The 23,467-nt window shown below is 67.8% G+C and carries 14 protein-coding genes and 1 riboswitch; of the genes, 11 read left to right on the plus strand and 3 right to left on the minus strand.

What is annotated here, in order from left to right; all coding sequences use genetic code 11:
- Window positions 1-60 precede the first annotated feature (60 nt).
- The 5 genes from bcsA (at window position 61) to bcsZ (AC13F7_RS16180) (ending at window position 11,422) form a co-directional block, all read left to right on the plus strand.
- Window positions 61-2,211, plus strand: a complete 2,151-nt coding sequence (bcsA, locus tag AC13F7_RS16160; protein WP_483002110.1) for a UDP-forming cellulose synthase catalytic subunit — start codon at window positions 61-63, stop codon at window positions 2,209-2,211.
- Window positions 2,208-4,547 carry a cellulose biosynthesis cyclic di-GMP-binding regulatory protein BcsB gene (bcsB, locus tag AC13F7_RS16165; protein WP_483002112.1) on the plus strand — a complete coding sequence of 780 codons (2,340 nt, stop codon included), beginning with the start codon at window positions 2,208-2,210 and terminating at the stop codon, window positions 4,545-4,547. Before bcsA ends, bcsB begins: the two co-directional genes overlap by 4 nt.
- 2 nt (window positions 4,548-4,549) lie before the next feature.
- The gene (gene bcsZ, locus AC13F7_RS16170) at window positions 4,550-5,713 is read left to right on the plus strand and encodes a cellulose synthase complex periplasmic endoglucanase BcsZ (RefSeq protein ID WP_481468632.1); all 1,164 of its coding nucleotides are present in this window, start codon (window positions 4,550-4,552) and stop codon (window positions 5,711-5,713) included.
- Window positions 5,695-10,176 (plus strand): cellulose biosynthesis protein BcsC, encoded by a 4,482-nt coding sequence (locus tag AC13F7_RS16175; RefSeq protein WP_483002114.1) that lies wholly within the window; start codon window positions 5,695-5,697, stop codon window positions 10,174-10,176. Before bcsZ (AC13F7_RS16170) ends, AC13F7_RS16175 begins: the two co-directional genes overlap by 19 nt.
- 127 nt (window positions 10,177-10,303) lie before the next feature.
- A complete protein-coding gene (gene bcsZ / locus AC13F7_RS16180; protein ID WP_481468771.1) occupies window positions 10,304-11,422 on the plus strand; it encodes a cellulose synthase complex periplasmic endoglucanase BcsZ in 1,119 nt (372 codons plus the stop codon).
- 37 nt (window positions 11,423-11,459) lie between these two features.
- Here the strand turns inward: bcsZ (AC13F7_RS16180) and AC13F7_RS16185 are convergent, their stop codons facing one another.
- Together AC13F7_RS16185 and ettA are read right to left on the minus strand one after the other, a co-directional pair.
- Window positions 11,460-12,776, minus strand: a complete 1,317-nt coding sequence (locus AC13F7_RS16185) for an NCS2 family permease (protein WP_483002116.1) — start codon at window positions 12,774-12,776, stop codon at window positions 11,460-11,462.
- A 92-nt stretch (window positions 12,777-12,868) separates the two neighbouring features.
- A complete protein-coding gene (gene ettA, locus AC13F7_RS16190; protein ID WP_088433936.1) occupies window positions 12,869-14,533 on the minus strand; it encodes an energy-dependent translational throttle protein EttA in 1,665 nt (554 codons plus the stop codon).
- Window positions 14,534-14,768: 235 nt separating this feature from the next.
- Here ettA and AC13F7_RS16195 point away from each other — a divergent pair, with 235 nt between their 5' ends.
- On the plus strand, window positions 14,769-15,245 hold the full coding sequence (locus AC13F7_RS16195; protein WP_121042664.1) for an RcnB family protein: 477 nt from the start codon (window positions 14,769-14,771) through the stop codon (window positions 15,243-15,245).
- Window positions 15,246-15,385: 140 nt separating this feature from the next.
- Here AC13F7_RS16195 and AC13F7_RS16200 read toward each other — a convergent pair whose 3' ends face one another.
- Window positions 15,386-18,916, minus strand: coding sequence for an autotransporter domain-containing protein (locus AC13F7_RS16200; protein ID WP_483002119.1), 3,531 nt, complete (start codon window positions 18,914-18,916; stop codon window positions 15,386-15,388).
- Between the two features lie 235 nt (window positions 18,917-19,151).
- Between AC13F7_RS16200 and glyA the strand changes: the two genes are divergently transcribed.
- From glyA to ribD, 5 genes are all read left to right on the plus strand, one after another.
- The gene (glyA, locus tag AC13F7_RS16205) at window positions 19,152-20,405 is read left to right on the plus strand and encodes a serine hydroxymethyltransferase (RefSeq protein ID WP_481468641.1); all 1,254 of its coding nucleotides are present in this window, start codon (window positions 19,152-19,154) and stop codon (window positions 20,403-20,405) included.
- Window position 20,406: 1 nt separating this feature from the next.
- Complete coding sequence (locus AC13F7_RS16210) at window positions 20,407-20,832, plus strand: hypothetical protein (RefSeq protein ID WP_481468642.1); 426 nt, start codon at window positions 20,407-20,409, stop codon at window positions 20,830-20,832.
- 4 nt (window positions 20,833-20,836) lie between these two features.
- Window positions 20,837-21,280, plus strand: coding sequence for a hypothetical protein (locus AC13F7_RS16215; RefSeq protein WP_483002121.1), 444 nt, complete (start codon window positions 20,837-20,839; stop codon window positions 21,278-21,280).
- Between the two features lie 107 nt (window positions 21,281-21,387).
- Window positions 21,388-21,909 carry a transcriptional regulator NrdR gene (gene nrdR / locus AC13F7_RS16220; RefSeq protein WP_019182518.1) on the plus strand — a complete coding sequence of 174 codons (522 nt, stop codon included), beginning with the start codon at window positions 21,388-21,390 and terminating at the stop codon, window positions 21,907-21,909.
- A 70-nt stretch (window positions 21,910-21,979) separates the two neighbouring features.
- Complete coding sequence (ribD, locus tag AC13F7_RS16225; protein WP_483002123.1) at window positions 21,980-23,062, plus strand: bifunctional diaminohydroxyphosphoribosylaminopyrimidine deaminase/5-amino-6-(5-phosphoribosylamino)uracil reductase RibD; 1,083 nt, start codon at window positions 21,980-21,982, stop codon at window positions 23,060-23,062.
- 189 nt (window positions 23,063-23,251) lie between these two features.
- A riboswitch (FMN riboswitch) is annotated at window positions 23,252-23,396 on the plus strand.
- Window positions 23,397-23,467 lie beyond the last annotated feature (71 nt).

Here is a 23,467-nt window from a genome sequence, read left to right on the forward strand (position 1 = left end):
GGCGGGAGTGCCGGCTGATGCAAGGGGATGCCGCTGCGTGCGGCCGTGTTGGGGAACATCATGAGCAAAACTTCCACCCCGAGAGGGGATGCCGTTCTGGCCCGCTTGGCGCTGCTTGCGCTGGTGGTCGGCGGCGCCATGCTGCTGGCCTTCGTGATCACCGTACCCATGGAGATCGGTCAGCAGTTCCTGTTCTCGGCCGTGGTGTTCCTGATCGCCCTGTGCCTGCGCGATCGCGAGAGCCGGTTGATCCCGCTGGTGTTGATGGGCCTGTCGCTGGTGATGTCCACGCGCTACATGTACTGGCGCCTGACCGACACCATGGGCATGAGCAGCTTCGTCGACCTCACCCTGGGCCTGGGCCTGGTGGCAGCGGAGGTGTACTCGTTCATCGTGCTGGTGCTCGGCTACTTCCAGGTGGCCTGGCCGTTGCATCGCAAACCGATGCCGTTGCCCGAAGACCAGTCGCTGTGGCCGACCGTGGATGTGCTCATCCCGACCTACAACGAGCCGCTGTCGGTGGTGCGCACCACCGTGCTGGCCGCCACCGTGCTGGACTGGCCGGCCGACAAGCTCAACATCTACCTGCTCGATGACGGCCGCCGCGAGGAATTCCGCGAATTCTGCGAAGAGGTCGGGGTGAAGTACATCACCCGCACCAACAACAACCACGCCAAGGCCGGCAACATCAATGCGGCCTTGAAGAAGACCAGCGGCGAGTACGTCGCGATCTTCGATTGCGACCACATGCCGACCCGCTCGTTCCTGCAGATGTCGATGGGCTGGTTCCTGTTCGACGAGAAGATGGCTGTGGTGCAGACGCCCCACTATTTCTTCTCGGCCGATCCGTTCGAGCGCAACCTGGGCAACTTCGGGCGCGTGCCCAATGAGGGTGAGCTGTTCTACGGCCTGCTGCAGGATGGCAACGACCAGTGGAACGCGACCTTCTTCTGCGGTTCCTGCGCCGTGATCAAGCGCGGCCCGCTGGAGGAAGTGGGGGGCGTGGCCATCGAAACCGTCACCGAGGATGCGCACACCGCGATCCGTCTGCACCGCGCCGGCTATCGCAGTGCCTACATCCCGGTGCCGCAGGCGGCCGGCCTGGCCACCGAGAGCCTGTCGGCGCACGTCGGCCAGCGCATCCGCTGGGCCCGTGGCATGGCGCAGATCCTGCGGGTGGACAACCCCATGTTCGCCAAGGGGCTGAGCCTGATGCAGCGCATCTGCTACACCAATGCGATGCTGCACTTCTTCTACGGCCTGCCGCGGATCATCTTCCTGACCGCACCGCTGGCCTTCCTGTTCTTCGGCGCCCACGTCATCCACGCCTCGGCGCTGATGATCCTGGCCTACGCGCTGCCCCACATCGTGATGGCCAACATGACCAACCTGCGCGTGCAGGGCAAGCATCGCCATCTGCTGTGGAACGAGGTCTACGAGACCACGCTGGCCTGGTACATCCTGCGCCCGACGCTGATGGCGGTGATCAATCCCAAGCTGGGCAAGTTCAACGTGACCGCCAAGGGCGGCCTGGTCCAGCGCAGCTACTTCGATGCGCAGATCGCCCGCCCGTATCTGCTGCTGCTGTTGCTGAACCTGCTGGGCGTGGTCGCCGGCATCGTGCGGATGGTGATGGCCGATACCAGTGGCGAGGTCAATACGATCTGGTTGAACCTGGGCTGGACCGTCTACAACATGATCATGCTGGGCGCGGTCATCGCCACCTCCAGCGAACAGCGCCAGATCCGCCGCTCGCACCGCGTGCCGCTGAACATGCGGGCCGTGCTGCACCTGCCCGATGGCCAGGCGCTGCCGTGCCGCACGCTGAACTTCTCCACCGGGGGCATGGCGCTGCGGCTGGACCAGTCCCAGCCGGTGCAGCCGGGCACGCAGGTCGAGGTCGAACTGGCTCACCGCCAGCGCAGCGAGCGTCTGCCGGCCGAAGTGCGGCACGATCGCGACGACCAGGGCATCAGCATCCAGTTCGGCGAGCTGACCCTGGAGCAGGAACGCTGGCTGGTCACCTCCACCTTCGCTCGTGCCGACATCTGGGTGAAGCTGTGGGGTCGGCATGACCGCGACACGTTCCTGCGTTCCACCACCGACGTCCTCAAGGCCAGCATGCGCGGCTTCCACCGCCTGGGCAGTTTCGTTCTTGCGGGAGGCCGCAAGGATGGCCCCACCCCGCCGCGCACCGGAGATTCCGCATGACCCGTCGTCACCGTTCCCTGTTCCGCCCGGTGCGCATGCCGCGTCCGTCCGCCGCAGCGGTGGCGTTCACCCTGACCCTGCTGTGTGGCGCGGTCTACGCGCAGGATCCGCCGGTACCGGCAACGGCCGCACCGGTCGCCGCACCCGCCGATGCCGCCCCGGCAGTGCCCGTGCCGCCCGCTGCGCCGGCCGCCGGTTCGCGGCAGAGCCGCTCCACGCTCAAGCAGCTGGGCATCGATTACGAGATCACCCTGCGTGGCATCCAGGGCACCGCGGGCGTGCCGTTTTCGGTCCGCAACGACCAGGTGGTCGATCGCGCCTCGCTGCATTTGAAGTACAGCTATTCGCCAGCGCTGCTGCCCGACCTGTCGCACCTGAAGGTCACCGTCAACGACGTGACCGTGGCAACCCTGCCGACCCCGGTCGAGCAGGCCGGGCGGATGATCGAGCGCGACATCGATATCGATCCGCGCATGATCATCGACTACAACCGCATCAACCTGCAGTTGATCGGCCACTACACGCGCGAATGCGAGGACCCGGACCACACCAGTCTGTGGGCCAACATCGACGCCGGCAGCTACCTGGAACTGGGCTGGGCGCCGCTGCAGCTGACCAATGATCTGTCGCTGCTGCCGGTGCCGTTCTTCGATGCACGCGATACCAACCGGCTGGAGCTGCCGTTCGTGTTCACCGGTCAGCCGGGGCAGGGGCTGCTGCAGTCGGCCGGCATTGTCTCCTCGTGGTTCGGTGCGCTGGCCGGCTATCGCGGTGCGCTGTTCCCGGCTTCGATCGACACCGTACCGCTGGAAGGCAACGCGGTGGTGGTGGCCACCCCGCGCAACCCGCCGGCCGGCTTGGTGCTGCCCGACATCAGCGGGCCGACCCTGGCCGTGATCGCCAACCCGAACGATGCCAACGGCAAGCTGCTGCTGGTGCTCGGTCGCGATGATGGTGAACTGCGCATCGCTGCCACCGCGCTCACCCTGGGCACCCCGCTGTCCGGTCCGACCGCCAGCATCGGGGATTTCAAGGAAATCGCGCCGCGCAAGCCGTACGACGCGCCGAACTGGATCCCCAGCGATCGCCCGGTACGCGTGTCCGAGCTGGTCCAGCAGACCAGCGAATTGAACGTGGTCGGCTACCACCCGGACCTGATCCGCATCGGCCTGCAGTTGCCGCCGGATCTGTTCGTGTGGCGTCGTGACGGCATCCCGCTGGACCTGCGTTACCGCTACACGCTGCCGGAAGGGGCGAACAAGTCGGCGCTGAACATCAGCATCAACGATGCCTTCGTCACCACGCTGCCCTTGAACGGCCGCCCGGCACCGCGCTCGGTGTCGGATATGCTGTGGAACAAGATCAAGGCGCCGGGCGTGATGCCGATCCAGCAGAAAGTGATGCTGCCGACCGGCCCGTTCTCGTCCAACAGCCAGCTGCGCTTCCACTTCTTCTTCGATCGCCCGCAGGCGGCCGAGTGCAAGAACACGTTCCCGGACGTCTCCGCGGCCATCGATGGCGACACCAGCATCGACCTGAGCGGCTTCGACCATTACATGGCGATGCCCAACCTGGCGGCCTTCGGCAACGCCGGCTATCCGTTCACGCGCCTGGCCGATCTGTCCGAGACCGTGCTGGTGCTGCCCGACAACCCCACCGCCGATGACGTCGGCAATGTGTTGACGCTGCTCGGCCGCATGGGGGCCTCGACCGGCTACCCGGCACTGCGCAACCGCATCATCGCGGCGGGCCAAGTGGGCGAACATGCCGACCAGGATCTGGTCGTGCTGGGCTCGCGCCGCAGCCAGCCGCTGTTCGGCGAATGGGCCGCGCACCTGCCGATTGGCGAGGCGGGGCAGTCGCGCCGCTTCCAGCTCTCGGATTGGGTGTTCGAGCGCATGCCCTCGTTCCTGTCTCCGGATGCACGCCGTACCGACCTGCCGACCACGGCCGAAGTGTCGGTGCGCCCGGATGCCGGCGATGTGGTGCTGATGGGCTTTGAGTCCCCCTTGCGCAAGGGCCGCAGCGTGATCGCGGTGATGGCCGATGATCCGGCCCAGGTCAATCGCCTGTTCGAAGCGTGGTTCGATCCGGACCGTCTGCGCGATTTCCAGGGCAGCGTGGTGCTGCTGCAGAAAGACAAGGTACGCAGCCTGGCCGGCAACCAGAGTTACTACGTCGGCCACCTGCCGCCGCTGACCTGGCTGCGCTGGTACTTCTCGCAGAGCCCGCTGTTGCTGGCTGGCTTCGTGGGCCTGGCCTGCCTGTTGCTGGCGCTGATCGCGCGCTGGCTGCTCAAGCGCAATGCCAACGCACGCGTCAAGGTGTCCGGCTGAACATGCGCGACCTGTCCGTCCCAGCGGTGGCGCCCACCCGCCGCCGCTTCCTGCAGGTGCTCGCGGCGGCAGGTGCGGCCGCCGTGCTGCCGCTGGATGCGCTGGCGCAGGCCTGCGGTACGCCGTGGCGCGAGTGGCGTGCGTTCGTCGATCGGCATGTCGAGCCGGATGGGCGCGTGGTCGATCACCTCAATACGGACCTGCGCAGCACCTCCGAATCGCAGTCCTACGGGTTGTTCTTCGCGCTGGTCGACAACGATCCGGTACTGTTCGACCGCATTCTTGCCTGGACCCGCCGCCACCTCTGCCGCGGCCGCGCCGATCTCAATCTGCCGGCCTGGTTGTGGGGCAAGGCGGCCGATGGACAGTTCCGCGTGCTCGACCCCAACACCGCCTCCGATGGTGAGTTGTGGATCGCCTATGCGCTGCTGGAAGCCGGCCGCCTGTGGAAGCGTCCGGGCCTGGTCGAGGCCGGGCGGCAGACGCTCGCGCTGATGCGCACGGCCGAAATCGTCGAGCTGCCCGGCTTCGGGCCGATGCTGCTGCCGGGCAACCGCGGCTTCGTCCAGGCCGACCGCTGGACGCTCAATCCCAGTTACCTGCCGCTGTTCGTGCTGCGCCGCTTCGCCGCCGTCGATGCGCGCGGTCCGTGGGCGCGACTGGCAGAGCGCAGCGTGGCGATGATGCGCGCCAGCGCGCCGGTCGGGTTCGCGCCGGACTGGATCGCCTGGAACGGCAAGGCCTTCGTGGTCGACCCGGCCAAGGGCGGCACGGGCAGCTACGATGCGATCCGCTGCTACCTCTGGGCGGGCATGACCGATCCGGCCGACCCGCTGCGCCGCACGCTGCTCGATGGCCTGTCCGGCCCGGTGTCGATGCTGCGCGCGCAGACCGGCTTCGCCGAGAAGATCGACACGCGCCTGGGCGTGGGCAGCGGGGCGCCGTCGCCCGGCTTTGCTGCCGCCTTGCTGCCGTATCTCAGCGCGCTTGGCCAACCTGCATTGGCCAAGGCACAGTTGGCGCGGATTCCCGCCGCCGGCACCCTCAATTATTACGATCGTGCCCTGGTGCTGTTCGGCAAGGGCTGGATGGATCGCCGCTACCGTTTTTCTGCCGATGGGCGACTGCTGCCCGCGTGGAGTTCGCCATGTTCCGCAAGACCCTGACACCTCTTTGCCTGGTTGGCCTGTGTGTGTTGACCGTGCCGGCCTTCGCGCAGAACGCGTCCTCGACGCAGCAACTGGTCAGCCAGGGCAACTACTGGCAGGACCAGGGCCGTGAGGATCTGGCCGCCGATGCATGGCGCAAGCTGCTGGCGACCGACCCCAACCAGGCCGACGCCTTGCTGGGCCTGGGCCTGATCGACCTCAACCAGGGCCGCCGCGCCGAGGCGCAGAAGCGGCTGCAGCAGCTGCAGGCACGCCACCCATCCTCGGCGCAGACCACGCGCCTGCGCATGGCGCTCGGCGGTGGCGGCGGTGGCAACCAGCTGCAGACCGCACGGCGCGCGGCGGCGGCCGGTCGCTATGTCGAAGCGGTACGTGCCTATGACGAGGCCTTCGGTGCGGGCGGTCCGCCCAATGATCTGGCGCTGGAGTACTACCAGGTACTGGCCGGTACGCCGGAAGGCTGGACGCGCGCGCGCGATGGCCTGCGCCGTATCGCCACCGGCAACAACAACCCGGCCAAGCTCGCGCTGGCCCAGGTGCTGACCTACCGCGAGCCGACCCGCCGCGAGGGCATCGCCCAGCTGCGGACACTCAGCCAGGCCACCGACACCGCCGGCCCCGCGCGTGCAGCCTGGCGCCAGGCGTTGCTGTGGCTCAACGCCACCACCGCCGATGCCGGGCTGTACCAGGCCTTCCTGGACGTGGTGCCGAATGATCGTGAAGTGGCGGCCAAGCAGGCGCAGCTGCGCGAGCAGGCCGTGGCCAACCGTCCCGTGCCGCAGGACCCGAACCAGCGCCTGCTCGGCGAAGGCTTCCGCGCGCTGGACAGCAACAATCTGGCCCAGGCCGAAGCACGCTTTGCGCAGGTACTGCGCGCGCGGCCACGCGATGCCGAGGCACTCGGTGGGCTGGGTTCGGTACGTCTGCGTCAGGAACGTTTCGGCGAAGCCAATGAACTGCTGCGTCCGGCCGCTGCGATCAACGGCAAGTGGCGCAGCGCGGCCGATGCCGCGCGCTACTGGCTGACCCTGCAGGACGTGCGTCGCCAGCCCAGCAGCGATGCCATCGCCCGTGTGCAGCAGGTGATCGCGCTGCAGCCGAAGGAGCCTGCGGGTTACGTTGCGCTTGCCGATCTGCAGAGCGGGAGCGATCCGGCTGCGGCCGAACGCAGCTACCGCAAGGCACTGGAGCTGGATGCCGGCAATGCCGGTGCGTTGCAGGGCCTGGTCGGCCTGCTTGGCCGTCTTGGCCGCGCCGATGAAGCGGCCGCACTGTTCGACCGGCTGACCCCGGCCCAGCAGGAAAGCGCCGGCGGCCAGTCCGTGCTGCGTGCCAACCTGGCCCGCGCCCGTGCGCAGCAGGCCTTGGCCGAAGGCAGCATCGAGATGGCGCAGATCGAACTCGAAGACGCCTTGTTGGTGCAGCCGCGCGATCCGTGGCTGCGGCTGGAGCTGGCGCGCCTGTACACGCGCGCGGGTCGTCCGGACCAGGCCAACGGGGTGATCGAAGGCCTGCGCGCGCTGGACGACAGCTCGGCGACCTCGCTGTATGCGCAGGCCCTGTTCGCCCAGGAAAACAGTGACTGGCCGCGTGCCTACGCGTTGCTCGAACGCATTCCCACCGCGTCGCGTGATTCGGAAATGACCGCGTTGCACGACACCGCGTGGGTGCAGGTGCAGGCTGCCCAGGCGCGTTCGCTCATGCAGCGCCAGCGCAGCGGCGAGGCGCAGCTGTTGCTGGCCCGCGCCGAAGCTGCACTCGGCGACCGGGTCAAGAATCCATCCATCGTGGCCGCGTTGGCCGGTGCCTACGCCGACATCGGCAGCCAGCAACGCGCCCTCGTGCTCGCCCAGCGTCTGATCGAAGGCGGTTCGCCCAGCGTCGACAACCGCCTGGAATATGCCTCGGTGCTGCTGCGCGCCGGGCGCGATGGCGAAGTCGCCGCGATCCTGCGCCAGCTCGCCGATGTGCCACTCTCGGCCAGCCAGCAGACCCGCTTGAACGATCTGCGCAGCGGTTACGTGCTGCGCCAGGTCGATGCGCTGCGTGAGCTGGGCAATCTGGAAGGTGCTTATGCGGTGCTCGCCCCGGCCTTGGCCGAGCGCCCGCAGGACCCGCGCAACATCGCTGCGCTGGCACGGCTGTATGCCGCCGCGGGCGACAACGGCCAGGCCTTGGCGCTGTATCAGCAGCAGCTGCAGTTGGCGCCGGGCGATCTGGATGCGATGGTCGCCGCGGCTGGCAGTGCCGCGGCGATGCGCGATATGGACCTGGCCGAACAGTATCTGGAGCGCGCGCTGAAGCAGGCGCCGGAATCGCCGGATGTGTTGGCGGCGGCAGGGCGCGTGTATCGCGCGGCCGGCAAGAACCGCCGCGCCGAAAGCTACTTCCGCGCATCGCTGGCCGCCGCCGCGAAGGGCAGTGGCCAGCTCGACAATGGCTATCCGCAGGCCAGCACCGCGATGCTGGCAGGCGGTGGCAGTTTCAACCCGTTCGCCGGGCTCAACCGTGGCGGTGTCACCCGTACCGCGGCGCTGCGCGACGGTGGCCTGCCGTTGCCGGCCGCCACCGCACGCCTGGCTGCCGAACCGCTGCCGATGGACGCCGGGCCGGCGATGGGCATGAGCCTGGGCCCGGCCAGCGTGACCCCGGTGATCGATGCCGATGGCCTGCCGGAGCCGGTCATGGCCACCGCCGCGGCCAGTGGCGGCGTCGCCCTGCCGTTGCCGGTGCCCGGCTCGCGCCAGGTGCCCAGCCAGGCAAGCGCGCCGCGCGCCTCGCGCAACACCGCGCTTGGCCCGCTGCCGCCGGCCACCACGGGCAACGGTGTGCTCGATGAGCTGCGTGCGCTCAAGGCCGAGAACAGCAGCAGCCTGGCGGTCGGCGCGGCGTACCGCACCCGCGCGGGTGAAGCCGGCATGGGCCAGCTCGATGATCTGCAGGTGCCGCTGGAAGGGCAGTTCGCGGTCGGCGATGGCAAGCTCAAGGTCACGGTCACCCCGACCGTGCTCGATGCCGGTCGCCCGGATCCCGAATACACCAGTGCCAGCCGCTTCGGCGGTGGCCCGCAGGCCGCCTTGGCCGGGGCATTGGCCGCCGACCGCACACCGGTCGATGACCTGGTCGGCTCGTCGCTGTACCAGACGCTGCTGACGCGTGGCGAGAGCAATGCCACCCGCAATCTGATCTACGACCGCGCCCTGGACAACGGCCGTTACCAGGAGCTGTTCAACCAGACCGATGGTTCGCTTACCCAGGCCGAACGTGCGGCGGCTGCGCGCGCGCTGCTGTTCGCCGATCCGCTGCCCAGCTACATCCTCAGCCGCGATCTGGCCAACACGCCGATCAGCGACATTGCCACCCAGGTGCTGGGCAACGCCGGCCTCGTGCGCGGCCTGACGGCGGCCGAGCAGGCCCAGCTCAAGACCCTGTCCCAGGGCGGGGGTGGATCACAGACCCCGCAAGCCTTCCAGGACACCCTGTACGCGATGGTGGCCAACGCTGCCGGTGCGCGCCGCATGAGTTCGCAGGATGCCAGCGGTGCCGGCGTCTCGGTGGGTTACGAACGTGGTGGCTTCCGCGCCGATGTCGGCAGCACGCCGATCGGCTTCGATGACACCCAGATCGTCGGTGGCATCGGCTACCGCGGTCAGATCGGCGATGCGCTGACCTGGTCCGGCGAAGCATCGCGCCGCGCCGTGACCGACAGCCTGCTGTCGTTCGCCGGTGTGGAAGACGGGCGCAACGGGCTGCGCTGGGGCGGGGTGACCGCCAGCGGCGCCAAGCTCGCCGCGACCGTCGACAACGGTCAGTTGGGCGGCTACGCCAGTGCGTCGTGGCACCGCCTGGAAGGCGAGAACGTGGCCGACAACGATCGCCAGGAAGTCGGCGTGGGCGTGTACGTACACGCGCTGGAAACCACCAACCAGTCGCTGACCGCCGGCCTGAACCTGACCGCGATGCAATACGACCGCAACCTCAGCGGCTTCACCTACGGCCATGGTGGCTACTTCAGCCCGCAGCGCTACGTGGATGTCGGCTTCCCGGTGCACTGGAACGGTCGTACTTCCAGCGGCCGCGTGGCCTGGCAGCTGGATACCAGCGTCGGTGTGCAGCACTTCAAGGAAGAGGCCGCGCCGTACTTCCCGACCGATCCGGCCATGCAGCAGGCTGCCTACGAGGCCGCCTCGATGGCCGCGCTGCTGGGGCTGACCACGGAGTATGTCGATCCGGTCTACACCGGCCAGACCAAGACCGGCGTGTCCTACAACCTCAGCGCCGCCGCCGAATGGCAGCTGTCTTCGCAGCTGTTCCTGGGCGGGCGGATGGAGTTCAACAACGCGCGTGACTACCGGCAGTTCGGCACCAGCCTGTACCTGCGTTTCCTGCTCGACCGCCTCGGTGCCGGGCTGGGCAAGCAGCCGCAGCCGCTGCGCTCGCCGTACGCCTCGGGTGAATGATCGCCGTCATGCGCTGATGACCGGCCCGCTGCCAGGCTTTACCTGGCCGCGGGCGTCCCGCAGGCTTGGCGGGTTCCTGCTGCGAAGAGGCTGATGTGCCGTGACTGATTCCCGAGCGTTCCACCCGATGCGCCGCCGCCTGCTGCAGGCGCTGGCCGTGACCCCGCTGCTGGCCTGTTCGGCCAATGGTCCGGCACGTGGCCCCGGCCCGTGGACGGCGTGGCAGGTGATGCGCGCCTCCAGCGTGACCCCGGACGGGCGCATGGTCGACCACAACAACGCCGACCAGCGCTCGACCTCCGAAGGCCAGTCCTACGCGCTGTTCTTTGCGCTGGTGGACAACGATCAGCCGCTGTTCGATCGCCTCCTGCGCTGGACCGAGGACAACCTCGCCGGCGGCAGCATGGCCCAGCGCCTGCCGGCCTGGCTGTGGGGGCGCGATGCTGCCGGCGCCTGGAAGGTGCTGGACGACAACCCGGCCAGCGACTCGGATGTGTGGCTCGCCTACACCCTGCACGAAGCGGCCCGGTTGTGGAAACGGCCCGCGCTGCGGCAGACCGCCGAGGCGATGCTGGCCGCGATCCTGGCGCAGGAAGTGGTGAATGTGCCGGGCCTGGGCACGATGCTGATGCCGGGGCCGAACGGCTTTGCGACCGAAGACACCTGGCGTTTCAATCCCAGCTACGTCCCGTTGCCGCTGCTGCGCCGGTTCGCTGCACTGGACCCGACCGGGCCGTGGACCACCGTGATCGGCAACAGTGTGCGACTGCTGCGCGACACGGCGCCGCACGGCTTCGCGCCGGACTGGACGGCGTGGCGCAACGGCGGTTTCATCGCCGACCCGGACAAGGGGCCGGTCGGCAGCTACGACGCCATCCGCTGCTATCTGTGGGCCGGCATGACCGCGGTGAACGATCCCAGCTTCCGCCCGGTGCTGGAGGCGCTGCACGGACCGCTGAGCGCGCTGCGCGAAGGGCAGCCGATCCCGGAGAAGGTCAACACGCTGACCGGGACGCGCGAAGGCACGGGCAATTACGGTTTCGAGGCGGCGTTGGTGCCGTACCTGCAGGCGCAGGGCGAAGCGGACCGGGCAAAGGCGATGGCGGCTGCCCTGCCCACACCGGAGCAGCAGCGTGCCGCACCGCCGCGCTACTACGAGCAGGTGCTCAGCCTGTTTGCGCTGGGCTGGTACGAGGGTCGCTACCGCTTCGCCGCCGACGGCCAATTGCGGCCGGCCTGGGCCTGATCCGCCGCCTGGCGACCGCGCGTCGGTAGGCGCACCCTCATTCCAGTGCGTAACGCAGCACGAACAGCCCGGCCACCAGCCACACCGCCGGGTGCACCTCGCGCCAGCGCCCGGTGCCGGCCTTGAGCACCGCGTAGGCGATGAAGCCGAAGGCCAGGCCATTGGCAATGGAATAGGTGAACGGCATCGCCAACGCACACAGCGCGGCCGGCACCGATTCGGTCAGATCGCCCCAGTCCACATCGACCAGCTCACGCAGCATCAGCCCGGCCACGAAGAGCAGGGCAGGGGCGGTGGCGTAGCCGGGCACCATCGCCGCCAGCGGCGAGAACAACAGGGCGGCCAGGAACAGCGCGGCCACGACCAACGCGGTCAGGCCGGTGCGGCCACCGGCCTGCACGCCCGACGCGCTTTCAGCGAAGGCGGTGGTGCTGCTGGTGCCGAGCAGCGAGCCGGCCACGATTGCCGTGCTGTCGGCCAGCAACGCGCGCCCGAAGCGCTTCTGCGCGCCGGGCAGTTTCAGCAGTCCCGCACGCCCGACCACGCCATACAACGTGCCGGTGGCATCGAACACCTCCACCAGCACGAACACCAGCACCACCTGCAGCAACACCGCGATCGGCGCGCCGCCGTCGTGGTGCAGCAGGCCGGGCAGGTCCAACTGCAGGAAGGTCGGCGCCAGACTCGGGGGCAGCGAGATCAGGCCGTGGAACTGCACATCACCAAGCAGCCAGGCGGCACCGGTCACGGCCAGGATCCCGATCAGGATCGCGCCGCGCACCTTGCGGGCTTCCAGAATGGCGATCAACAGGAAGCCGGCCAGCGCCAACAGCGGCGGCGCCGTGTTGAGCGGCCCCAGTGCGACCAAGGTGTCGGTATTGGCGATGATCACGCCGGATTTCTGCAGCGCGATGATCGCCAGGAACAGGCCGATGCCGGCCACGATCGCCGCACGCAGCGAGGGCGGGATGCCCGCCACCAGCCACGCGCGCACGCCGGTCAGCGACAGCACCAGGAACACCAGCCCGGAAATGAAGACGGCGGCCAGCGCCTGCTGCCAGGGCAGGCCGGCGGCACCGACCACGGTGAAGGCGAAGAACGCATTCAAGCCCATGCCCGGGGCCATGCCGACCGGGAAGTTGGCCGCGAACGCCATCACCAGCGAGCCCAGTGCGGCGGCCAGGCAGGTGGCGACGAACACGGCACCCGGGTCCATGCCGGTGGTACCCAGAATGTCCGGGTTGACGAAGACGATGTAGGACATCGTCAGGAAGGTGGTCAGGCCGGCCAGCACTTCGGTGCGCACGGAGGTGCCGTGCTGCTGCAGCTGGAAAAGGCGCTCGGGGAGGGACATGGGGGAATCTCGTGGCGAAAGGTGTCACGACCAACGGTCGTGACCTAGCGGAATGCAAAACGGCCGCGCAGTGCGCGGCCGTTTTTCCTTTCTTATTTCAGCGCCTTGAAGCGCAGGCGCTTCGGCGCGGCGTCGTCGCCCATGCGGCGGCGCTTGTCTTCTTCGTACTCGCGGTAGTTGCCCTGGAAGAACTCCACGTGCGAGTTGCCTTCGAACGCCAGGATGTGGGTCGCGATGCGATCCAGGAACCAGCGGTCATGCGAAATCACGAAGGTGTTGCCCGGGAACTCCAGCAGCGCATCTTCCAGCGCACGCAGGGTTTCGATGTCCAGATCGTTGGACGGTTCATCGAGCAGCAGCACGTTGCCACCCTGCAGCAGGGTCTTGGCCATGTGCAGGCGGCCACGCTCACCACCGGACAGCGAACCGACCAGCTTCTGCTGATCCTGGCCCTTGAAGTTGAAGCGGCCGATGTAGGCGCGCGACTGGATCTCGATGCCGTTGATGTTGAGGATGTCCAGGCCGCCGGCGATTTCCTGGAAGACGTTGTGGTTGCCTTCCAGCGCGTCGCGGCTCTGATCCACATAGGACAGCTTGACGGTCGGGCCGACGGTGATCTCGCCCGAATCCGGCTTTTCCTGGCCGGTGATCATCTTGAACAGGGTCGACTTACCGGCACCGTTGGGGCCGATGATGCCGACGATCGCGCCGCCCGGCACCAGGAAGCTGAGCTCGTCGAACAGCAGACGATCGCCGAACTTCTTGGAGACGTTCTTGAACTCCATCACCGAGGCGCCCAGGCGCTCGCCCGGCGGGATGAAGATTTCATTGGTTTCGTTGCGCTTCTGGTAATCCACCGACTGCAGCTCTTCCAGGCGGGCCAGACGGGCCTTGCCCTTGGTGCGGCCACCCTTGGCGTTCTGGCGCGACCACTCCAGTTCCTTCTGGATCGCCTTCTGGCGGGACTTTTCCTGGTTGTCTTCCTGCTTCAGGCGCTCGTCCTTCTGCATCAGCCAGTCGGTGTAGTTGCCCTTCCACGGAATGCCGCGGCCGCGATCCAGTTCCAGGATCCACTCGGCGGCGTTGTCCAGGAAGTAGCGATCATGGGTGACCGCCACGACGGTGCCGGTGTAGCGCGCCAGGAACTGTTCCAGCCATTCCACGGACTCGGCGTCCAGATGGTTGGTCGGTTCGTCGAGCAGCAGCATGTCCGGCTTCTGCAGCAGCAGGCGGCACAGCGCCACGCGGCGCTTTTCACCACCGGACAGCTTGCCGATCACCGCATCCCACGGCGGCAGGCGCAGCGCATCGGCGGCCACGTCCAGCTGATTTTCCAGGGTATGTGCATCGCCGGCGGCCAGGATCGCCTCCAGGCGCTCCTGTTCCTTGGCCAGCTTGTCGAAGTCGGCGCCTTCCTCGGCATAGGCCAGGTAGACGGCGTCCAACTGCGCCTGCGCCTGCAGCACTTCGCCGACGCCTTCCTCGACCGCTTCACGCACGGTCTTGGTCGGGTCCAGCTCCGGTTCCTGGGCCAGGTAGCCGACCTTGATGCCGGCCTGCGGGCGGGCTTCGCCCTCGAAATCGGTATCCACGCCGGCCATGATCTTGAGCACCGTGGACTTGCCGGCGCCGTTCAGGCCCAGCAGGCCGATCTTGGCACCGGGGAAGAACGACAGCGAGATGTCCTTGATGATCTGCCGCTTGGGCGGGACCACCTTGCTGACGCGGTTCATGGTGTAGATGTATTGCGAGGACATGAGCTCTCCGAAGGCGCAACCCTGCGCCCGTTCCGGACGGAACAGGAACAGAAGAAGAAAAGGATGGGGCAATTATAGCCGGAAGCGATCAGGGCCGCCGGGAGACCCCGGGTCTGGGCCTTGCCGCCGCCTGAATGCGGGGTCAAAGCCCTTGAATTGGAAACCGTTTCCAGCCGGAGACCGTTCAGACGCGGTGCGCATCATGGAGACATCAACCCACCAAGCGAGGCCAGTCATGCGCATGAATCGATTTGTGGTCGGGGCCGTTGCCTCGCTGCTGGCCTTGGGCACCGTGGCTCCGGCCTTCGCCGATGACCATCGTGGCCGCGGTCACGACCGCCGCGAGTGGCGTGATGACCGCCGCGACAACCGCCACGATCGCCATGACCGTCACGATCGTCATGACCGTCGCGAGGTTCGCCACGACCGCCGTTACGATCATCGCTACGACAACCGTGGTTACTACCGTCCGGGCCCGCCGCCGCCGCGTGTGGTCTATCGTCCGGCGCCGGGGTATGGCTCCTACGGCTGGGCGCGTGGTCACCGCTACCGTGAGTACTATGGCGGCCCGGTCTACGTGGTCAATGACTACAGCCGCTACTCGGTGCGCCGCCCGCCGCGGGACCACCAGTGGATCCGCGATGATCGCGGCAACCTGCTGCTGGTGGCAATCGCCACCGGGATCATTGCGGACTACGTAATCAACCGGTAAGGGCCCGGAACAATGCGGTAGAGCCACGCCCTGCGTGGCTGACGCGGCCCAAACGAAGAAGCGCGCCCCAGGGCGCGCTTCTTCGTTGGATCCGGTAGAGCCACCCCATGGGTGGCTGCACCATTTTCCGAAGAGGGCGTTTAGAACGCCACCGACCAGTCCAGCTGCGCCCCCACATCACGCTGGCCATCACCGTCACGGCCCTGTACCTGCAGCGACACGCGGCTGTTGGCGCTCGGGCTCACCGCCACCCCCAGCTGCGCCAGCACACTGCTGCGTGCCAACGGCGCACCGGCGATGGTGAAGTCCTGCGATCCACCGACGAAGCGGGCGGTGGTGGTCGGCAGGCGGTCACCGTCGGCGTACTGCCAGCCCACGCGTGCGCTGAGTACCGCGCGGTCCTGCAGGCCACCGCTGATGTCCCAGTCCGCCTTCAACGCGGCAAGCCCGGTGCGGTAGTCGCTGTCGCCCGAGGCCAGGCGCAGTGCACTGTCGCCACCGCGTTCCTGGCTGCCATCGCTCTTCAGCCGCACCTGGGCCAGCTCGATTTCCGGGGTCAGCTGCAGGCGCGGACCACCGAAGCTCCAGCCGGCACGCACGAACGCGGTGGTGCCGGTGGCATCTTCGCGGGCCAGCAGCTGCTCGCTGAAGGCCGTGCCGATCTGCGCGGTGCGGGTGGTGTCGGTGCGGTAGTCGGCGCGGGTGACGCCGCCGCGCAGGCTCAGGCCCTGCCAGCGGTAGTGGGCGTACACGCCGTACTCGGTGGCGTCGGTCTCGGCCACGGCCGCACGCTCGCGCAGGCGGTTGTCCAACTGCTGCTGACCAGCGGCCACACCCAGTTCCAGCGCTTCGCCCACCTGCCAGCCGGCACCGGCCATCAGCCCTTGCTGCTGGACGCGCGATGCCGCGTTTTCGGCCGACGCGTCGGTGCGCAGCTGGCCACCGCTACCGGCCAGCCACACGCTGACGCCCGGGGCGATGTCGCCGCTCATCGCGCGGCCATCCAGGTGGCGGTCGATGCCATCGTGCAGGAAGCGGTTCTGCAGCAGCGCGCCACGGGTGGCCGCATGCACTTCACCGGACAGGCTGTCGAAGGCCGGCACCACCTGCGGTACTTCCAGGCGCACCACTGCGTCGTACACGGCATTGCCATCGCCCAGCGCTTCCACCGCGCCGGCCACCTGCTTCTGGTTGGTGTTGAGCACCACCTCCGGGAACGCGAGCTCCACCTCTGGCAGGGCGATGTCGTTGCGCGCCATGGTCAGGTACACATGATTGGCGTCGTAGCTCAGCGCCGGGTCGAGGAAGGCGAGATTGCTGGTCACCCCCGCGAACGTGCCCACCACGCCGGCATCGGCGGTCATCAGGGTGTAGCGGGTGGACGGTGCCCAGTCGCCTGCGGCCGCGACGGCGACCGTGCCGGCGTTACCCAGCGTGGCCTTGCCGCCTACACCGACGTAGTCACTGCTGCCATTGGCGGCCACATCCACCTGGAAGGTGGCGCTCGCATCGAACAGCAGGTCGCCGCTGATCGACAACCGGCCGATGCTGCCGGCCACGCGGCTGCCCGGCGACAGCACGCTGCCGCCCAGCAGCTGCACGCTGCCCAGGCTGCCGTTGCCGGCCAGCAGGGCGTTGTTGGTCATCTGCAGCTGGCCACCCAGTGCACCTTCAACCGCCAGCATGCCGCCATCAACCACCGTGTTGCCGATGAAGGCGCTGCTGTCGCCGGTCAAGGTCAGGAAGTGACGACCCTGGCGCAGGGTGCCGCCGCCGCTGAACTGGCCGGCGTACTGCAGCACGCGGGTGGTATCGATGGCGAACGTACCGGCGCTACCGATCTCGACGTTGCCGCCGTTCAAGGCATTGCCGGTGACGCGCAGGGTGCCCGCTTCGACGCGGGTCAGCCCGACCGTACCGCCGCCTAGGGTCAAGGTGCCCGCATCGCGCTTTATCAGCTGGGTGGTGGCGTCGCCGCTCACGCCGCCGGACAGGGTGGCGCTCTCACCGCTGGCGACCATCACCGTGACGTCGCCCAGCATCTGCACCGCGTTGGTAAGGTTTATGCCATCGAACAGGCCCAGCGAGGTGCCATCGGCCATGCCCAGCCAGCCACGACCCAGCGACTGGCTGCCGGCCGCCCAGACCGTGCCGTTGTCGACCTGCAGGCCACCGGTCCACGCGCTGTTGTCGACGTTGGCCAGATTCAACGTGCCGCCGCCGTCCTTGCGCAGCCGGCCGCTGCCGCTGATCGTGCCCCGCACCAGCACCGCCTGGCGGGCATCCAGGACAGAATCTGCACCGATCTGCACTGCGCTGTCCACGCGCAGCGCGGTGCTGGCGCGAAGCGTCCCGCCGTTGAGTTCCACCCACCCGGTGCCGTTGCTGCCGGTGGTGATGGTGGCCGGCGTGGCGCTGGTCATGTCCAGCGTGGCGTCCGTACCCACCAGCAGATAGCCGGCACCGAAGTTGCCCTCACCCAGCGAGATGTTGCCGCGCACCGTTGCAGTGGCAACATCGCGCAGGTCGAAACGGCCGTAACCGTTCATGCCCAGAACCAGTGACCCACTTTCCCAAGTCGACCCCGCATCGGTGATCAAGGCCGTTCCGACACCCGACGAGGTCTGGCCGAAGGTCACCCCACCGAACTGGCCCGCGCCTCCGTCCCGGATCTCGATGGCGCCTACACCGGCGTTGCCGACCATTATCGCGCCGCTGCTGGTGTTGAAGGTGGAGCCGCTGCCGGTCACGATCAGGTCGCCGCGCGAACGATTGCTGGCCGACAGGGCCTGGTTGCCCAGGATCGTTAGACCGTGCGTTTCCACCGTGGCGCCGTCAGAGACGGTGACCGTGCCCTTGCCCAGTTGACCGATGTAGAGCAGACCGGCGTTCTCCCAGTGGCTGCCGGTGCCGCTCACCGTGACCTGGCCCACGCTGCCGAACAGGTTGCCGACCAGGGTGCCGCGTGCGTTGAGCAGGCCGCCCGCCGTGACTTCCACGGTGCCAGTGCCGGCCTGGCCGGCGTACAGGGTGTCGCCGGTGTTCCACGTGCTGCCAGCCCCTACGATCCGTACCAAGCCGGTGCTGCCGCCCATCGAGGCGATGTAGCTTTCGCGGTCGATGGTCATGCTGCCGCCATTGAGGATCGACAGCTCGCCCGTGCCGTAGTGGCCCACGCCGATGCTGTAGCGGGCGTTCCACTGCGAGCCCACGCCATTGATCGTCGCCACGCCCAGCGAGCCCACCTCGGTGCCCATGTACAGGGTGTTGGTGTCCAGTCTGCCGCCCGCGAAGATATCCAGCCGCCCGGCGCCGGTGTTGCCGATGTGCACTTCGTCGGCATCGGGCACAAGGGTGCCGGTGATCCGCACGCCGCCACTGTTGACGTAGGCTGTGTCGTTGGGCGTATCGATGCCGCGGTCGATCGGGACGCCGTTGATCCAACTGCTGCCGACGTTCCACTCGCTGCCCGGCGGACCTATCCAGATCGAATTGATCGCCAGTGCCGCCGGCGCCATGCAGGCCAGCGCGATACCGGTGAACAGCGGGGCCAGGCGCGGTGCGCGGCGGCGGTCGGTGCCCGCGCTGCTGCGGCCGCCACGGGCGAATTCGGACACCACCTGCACGCACTTCAGCGCGTGATTGAAGACCACGCGATACACATGATTCACAGCCAACCCCTGTTTGAGTGAGACGATTCCCTGAATTGGGAATAACGGCCGCTGGCTGAACGTCTTTAGGGTCTGAAATCACAAAAAATGAACAATTCAAGGAACGCGGTCGCAGTTCAGCTTGTTGGCCGTCATTGGAGAATGGATCCACCCCGCCTTCGGCAGGGGCCAGCCGCCGATCTCGGCCTTACAATGAAGGGCTGTCGTTCCCTCATCCCCTGTCCTGGAGTAAGCGATGTTCCCGCGTGACGTCCGCATCGAAACCTACGATCCCGAACTGGCCAAGGCCATTGCCGCCGAAACCCAGCGCCAGGAAGACCATGTCGAGCTGATTGCCAGCGAGAACTACACCAGCCCGGCGGTGATGGAAGCCCAGGGCAGCCAGCTGACCAACAAGTACGCCGAGGGCTACCCGGGCAAGCGCTACTACGGTGGCTGCGAATACGTGGACATCGCCGAGCAGCTGGCCATCGACCGCCTCAAGCAGCTGTTCGACGCCGACTACGCCAACGTGCAGCCGCATAGCGGCTCGCAGGCCAACCAGGCCGTCTACTTCGCGCTGCTGCAGCCGGGCGACACCATTCTGGGCATGAGCCTGGCCCATGGTGGTCACCTCACCCACGGCGCCAAGGTCAACGCCTCGGGCAAGCTGTTCAACGCCATCCAGTACGGCGTGGACGAAGCGGGCCTGATCGACTATGACGAGGTCGAGCGTCTGGCGCTGGAGCACAAGCCGAAGATGGTCGTCGCCGGCTTCTCGGCCTACTCGCAGGTCATCGACTGGGCGCGTTTCCGCGCGATCGCCGACAAGGTCGGTGCCTACCTGTTCGTGGACATGGCACACGTGGCCGGCCTGGTCGCCGCCGGCGTCTACCCGAGCCCGCTGCCGCACGCCCACGTGGTCACCTCCACCACCCACAAGACCCTGCGCGGCCCGCGCGGCGGCATCATCATCGCCAAGGGGGCCAGCGAAGAACTGCAGAAGAAGCTGCAGTCCATCGTGTTCCCGGGCATCCAGGGCGGTCCGCTGATGCACGTCATCGCCGGCAAGGCCGTGGCCTTCAAGGAAGCGCTGGAGCCGGGCTTCAAGGCCTACCAGCAGCAGGTGGTCAAGAACGCCCAGGCGATGGCCAACACGCTGATCGCGCGTGGCTACAAGATCGTCTCCGGCGGCACCCAGAACCACCTGATGCTGGTCGACATGATCGGCAAGGATGTCTCGGGCAAGGACGCCGAAGCCGCGCTCGGCCTGGCCCACATCACCGTCAACAAGAACTCCGTGCCGAACGACCCGCGTTCGCCGTTCGTGACCTCGGGCCTGCGCCTGGGCACCCCGGCGGTGACCACGCGCGGTTACTTGGAACAGGACTGCGTGGACCTGGCCAACTGGATCGCCGATGTGCTCGACGCCCCGGCTGACGAGGCGGTGATCGCCCGCGTCCGCGACGCGGTCAGCGCGCAGTGCCGCAAGTACCCGGTCTACGGCTGATATGGACGAGGGCCGGCAACGGCGTACCTACGCCGTGCTGGCCCTGATCTGCGGCATCGTAGGGATGGCCGGCGGCGGCACCTTCGCCGCCATCGGGGTCTGGGTCGCGTTCGTCGAACCGGCCTATCTCGATCGCGCCTCGCGCCTGTTGATCGGGGGCTGGGGCAGTGCGGGCCTGATCGGGGTCATCGGCTGGCTGTGGTTGAGCGGCCGTTATCTTCGAGCGGGACGCACCGGCCTGCGCGACAGCGGGCCTTGGCCGTGGGCGGCATTGGGTCTTGGAGCACTGGCCGCCGTGGCAGTCGTCGGTATGGCGGTCTGGCAGGCCGCCGCCAGTCCAACGGCGCTGGTGCTGCTGCTGGCGGGGCCGCCGCTGTTGCTGCCTGCCGTCATGCTGCTGCAGCTGCGGCGTACCCAAGGCACCTGACCGGATGGAGATCCATCGCAGACAGCGGCGAGGGATGCTGCTGCACGTGGGCGTGTTTGGACTGCCTCATGCCGTGGCGGTGTTTGTGGGGGTGGGGCTGTGCCTGCGTGACGTCCTCCACCAGTACGGCGGGCCGGGCGACGCGCCGGGCTGGGCAGCGGCCTGGTTTGGCACGGCAAGTCTCATCATCATGATATGGCTCGCCCTTGCCCGGCGCTGGTGGCAGGGCGGCGCGGACGCACTCCGGGCGGCATCACCGATGTGGTGGGCTGGTCTGCTGGCCGCGCTCGTGGCAACCGGCATTGCCTGGGCGGGTCTGGTGCGGTCGATCTTCCACATTCATCTGTCCGATGGGCCCGCGCCAGCGGCCGCCCTGCTCGTGATGGCAGGCCTCCCGCTGTTCTCCTGTGCGGCGCACCTGCTGTGGTTGCGTCGGCAGTCCGCCTAGACAGGGCTGGACTCTCCCCCGTCCATTTGCTGTAGCCGGTCCCTCTCAGGTACCGTTGCGACGCTGCCGTGACCACGGCATGACGTTTTCCCGATGTAAGGCGTTCCATGTACTGTCCGTTCTGCCAGCATGCCGACACCCGTGTAATCGACTCGCGCGTCTCCGAAGACGGCGCGACGATCCGGCGTCGCCGCGAGTGCGAGGCCTGCAACGAGCGCTTCAGCACCCTGGAAACCATCGAACTGAAACTGCCGGCGATCGTGAAAAGCGACGGCAGCCGCGAGGCCTTCGACGCTCGCAAGGTCCGTAGCGGCTTCGATCGCGCGCTGCAGAAGCGCCCGGTGCCCGAAGACAAGATCGAGTTGGCGGTGCGCGCGGTGATGCAGCAGGCGCGTATCTGCGGTGAGCGCGAGATTCCGTCGATCAAGGTCGGCGAGTTCGTGATGAACGAGCTGCGCAAGCTCGACCATGTCGGCTACGTGCGGTTTGCCTCGGTATACCGCAGCTTCGAAGACGTTGCCGATTTCCGCGAGGAAATCGAGAAGCTGGAGCGCGAGCTGCCGTCCAGCACTGAACAGCTGCAGCTGCTCGGCGATGTGATCGCGCTGACCAAGAAAAAGAAAGGCTGAGCCTGCGCCGCATCGCGGCCACCACGGCTGAGCTACCATCGCGGCTGCCTGCCGCCAGATGCTCACCGCCATGACCGAATTTACCGCTCTCGACCACCAGCACATGGCGCATGCGCTGCGCCTGGCCGAGCGCGCCGCGTACACCGCGCGGCCCAACCCGATGGTGGGTTGTGTCATCGCACGCGACGAGGTGGTGGTCGGCGAGGGCTGGCACCAGCGTACCGGCGGTCCGCATGCGGAAGTCTTCGCACTGCGCCAGGCCGGTGAACAGGCGCGCGATGCCACCGCCTACGTCACCCTGGAACCCTGCGCGCATCATGGCCGGACACCGCCATGCGCCCTGGCCCTGATCGATGCCGGCGTGAGCCGTGTGGTCGCGGCGATGCGCGATCCCTTCCCGAAGGTCGACGGCGGCGGTTTCGTGCTGCTGCGCGAGGCGGGTATCGAGGTGGCCGAAGGCCTGATGGCCGCCCAGGCACGCGAACTCAACCACGGGTTCCTGTCACGCATCGAACGCGGGCGCCCCTGGGTGCGGGTGAAGCTTGCGGCCAGTCTGGACGGCCGTACCGCGATGGCCGATGGCAGCTCCAAGTGGATCACCGGTGCGGCCGCCCGCGAAGATGTGCAGCACTGGCGTGCGCGTGCGGGTGCGATTCTCACCGGCGCGGCGACCGTGTCGGCCGATGACCCGATGTTGACCGTGCGGCTGGCCGATACCGAGGTATTGCCGCCGTTGCGGGTGGTACTCGATGCGCGGCTGCGCTCGCTTGAATGTGCGCGGGTGCGCGAGGGCGGGGCGCCTACCCTGTACGTGCATGACGCCGCGGTCAGCCCGCCGGATGCCGCCGATGCCGAGTTCGCCAGCGTACCCAGCCATGACGGTCGGCTGGATCTGGGCGCAGTGCTGGCCCTGCTGGCCGAGCGCGGCATCAATGAAGTGCATACCGAGGCCGGCGCGACCTTGGCCGGCGCGCTGCTGGCCGGTGGCTGGGTCGACGAACTGCTGCTCTATCAGGCTCCGACGCTGCTCGGTGAACACGGCCTGCCGCTGCTGTCTGGGCTGGGTATCCATGCGATGGACCAGCAGCGCCGCATGCGCGTGGTAGACCAGCGGCACGTGGGCAGCGACCTGCGTTCGCTGCTGCGCCTATAAAAAACGGGTCCCTTGCGGGACCCGTTCGATCAGGGCGCAGCGCGGACGCCGCAGCCCGATCAGTAAGCGATGTGCATCTCCCCACCGTTCATGGGAATGGTGCTGAGGGGTGAAGCTTAACACTTATTTAACTTAAAGCCCCCAGTCAGGGTGCCCTGTTACACTAGCCGGGCCGGTTCGCCGGTACACAAACGTCTTCAGGGCGGGGTGCGATTCCCCACCGGCGGTAGGTGCGCAAGCACGAGCCCGCGAGCGCTTCCCGGTCCCCGGGAAGGTCAGCAGATCCGGTCCGATGCCGGAGCCGACGGTATAGTCCGGATGAAAGAAGACGGTGCGGCCGGGCCTTGCGCTCGGCGTGCACCTATATGCCTTGCGGCGTTTTTCGCTCACTTTCCGCGGAGAACG

The organism is Stenotrophomonas sp. K-6 (genome assembly GCF_056861555.1).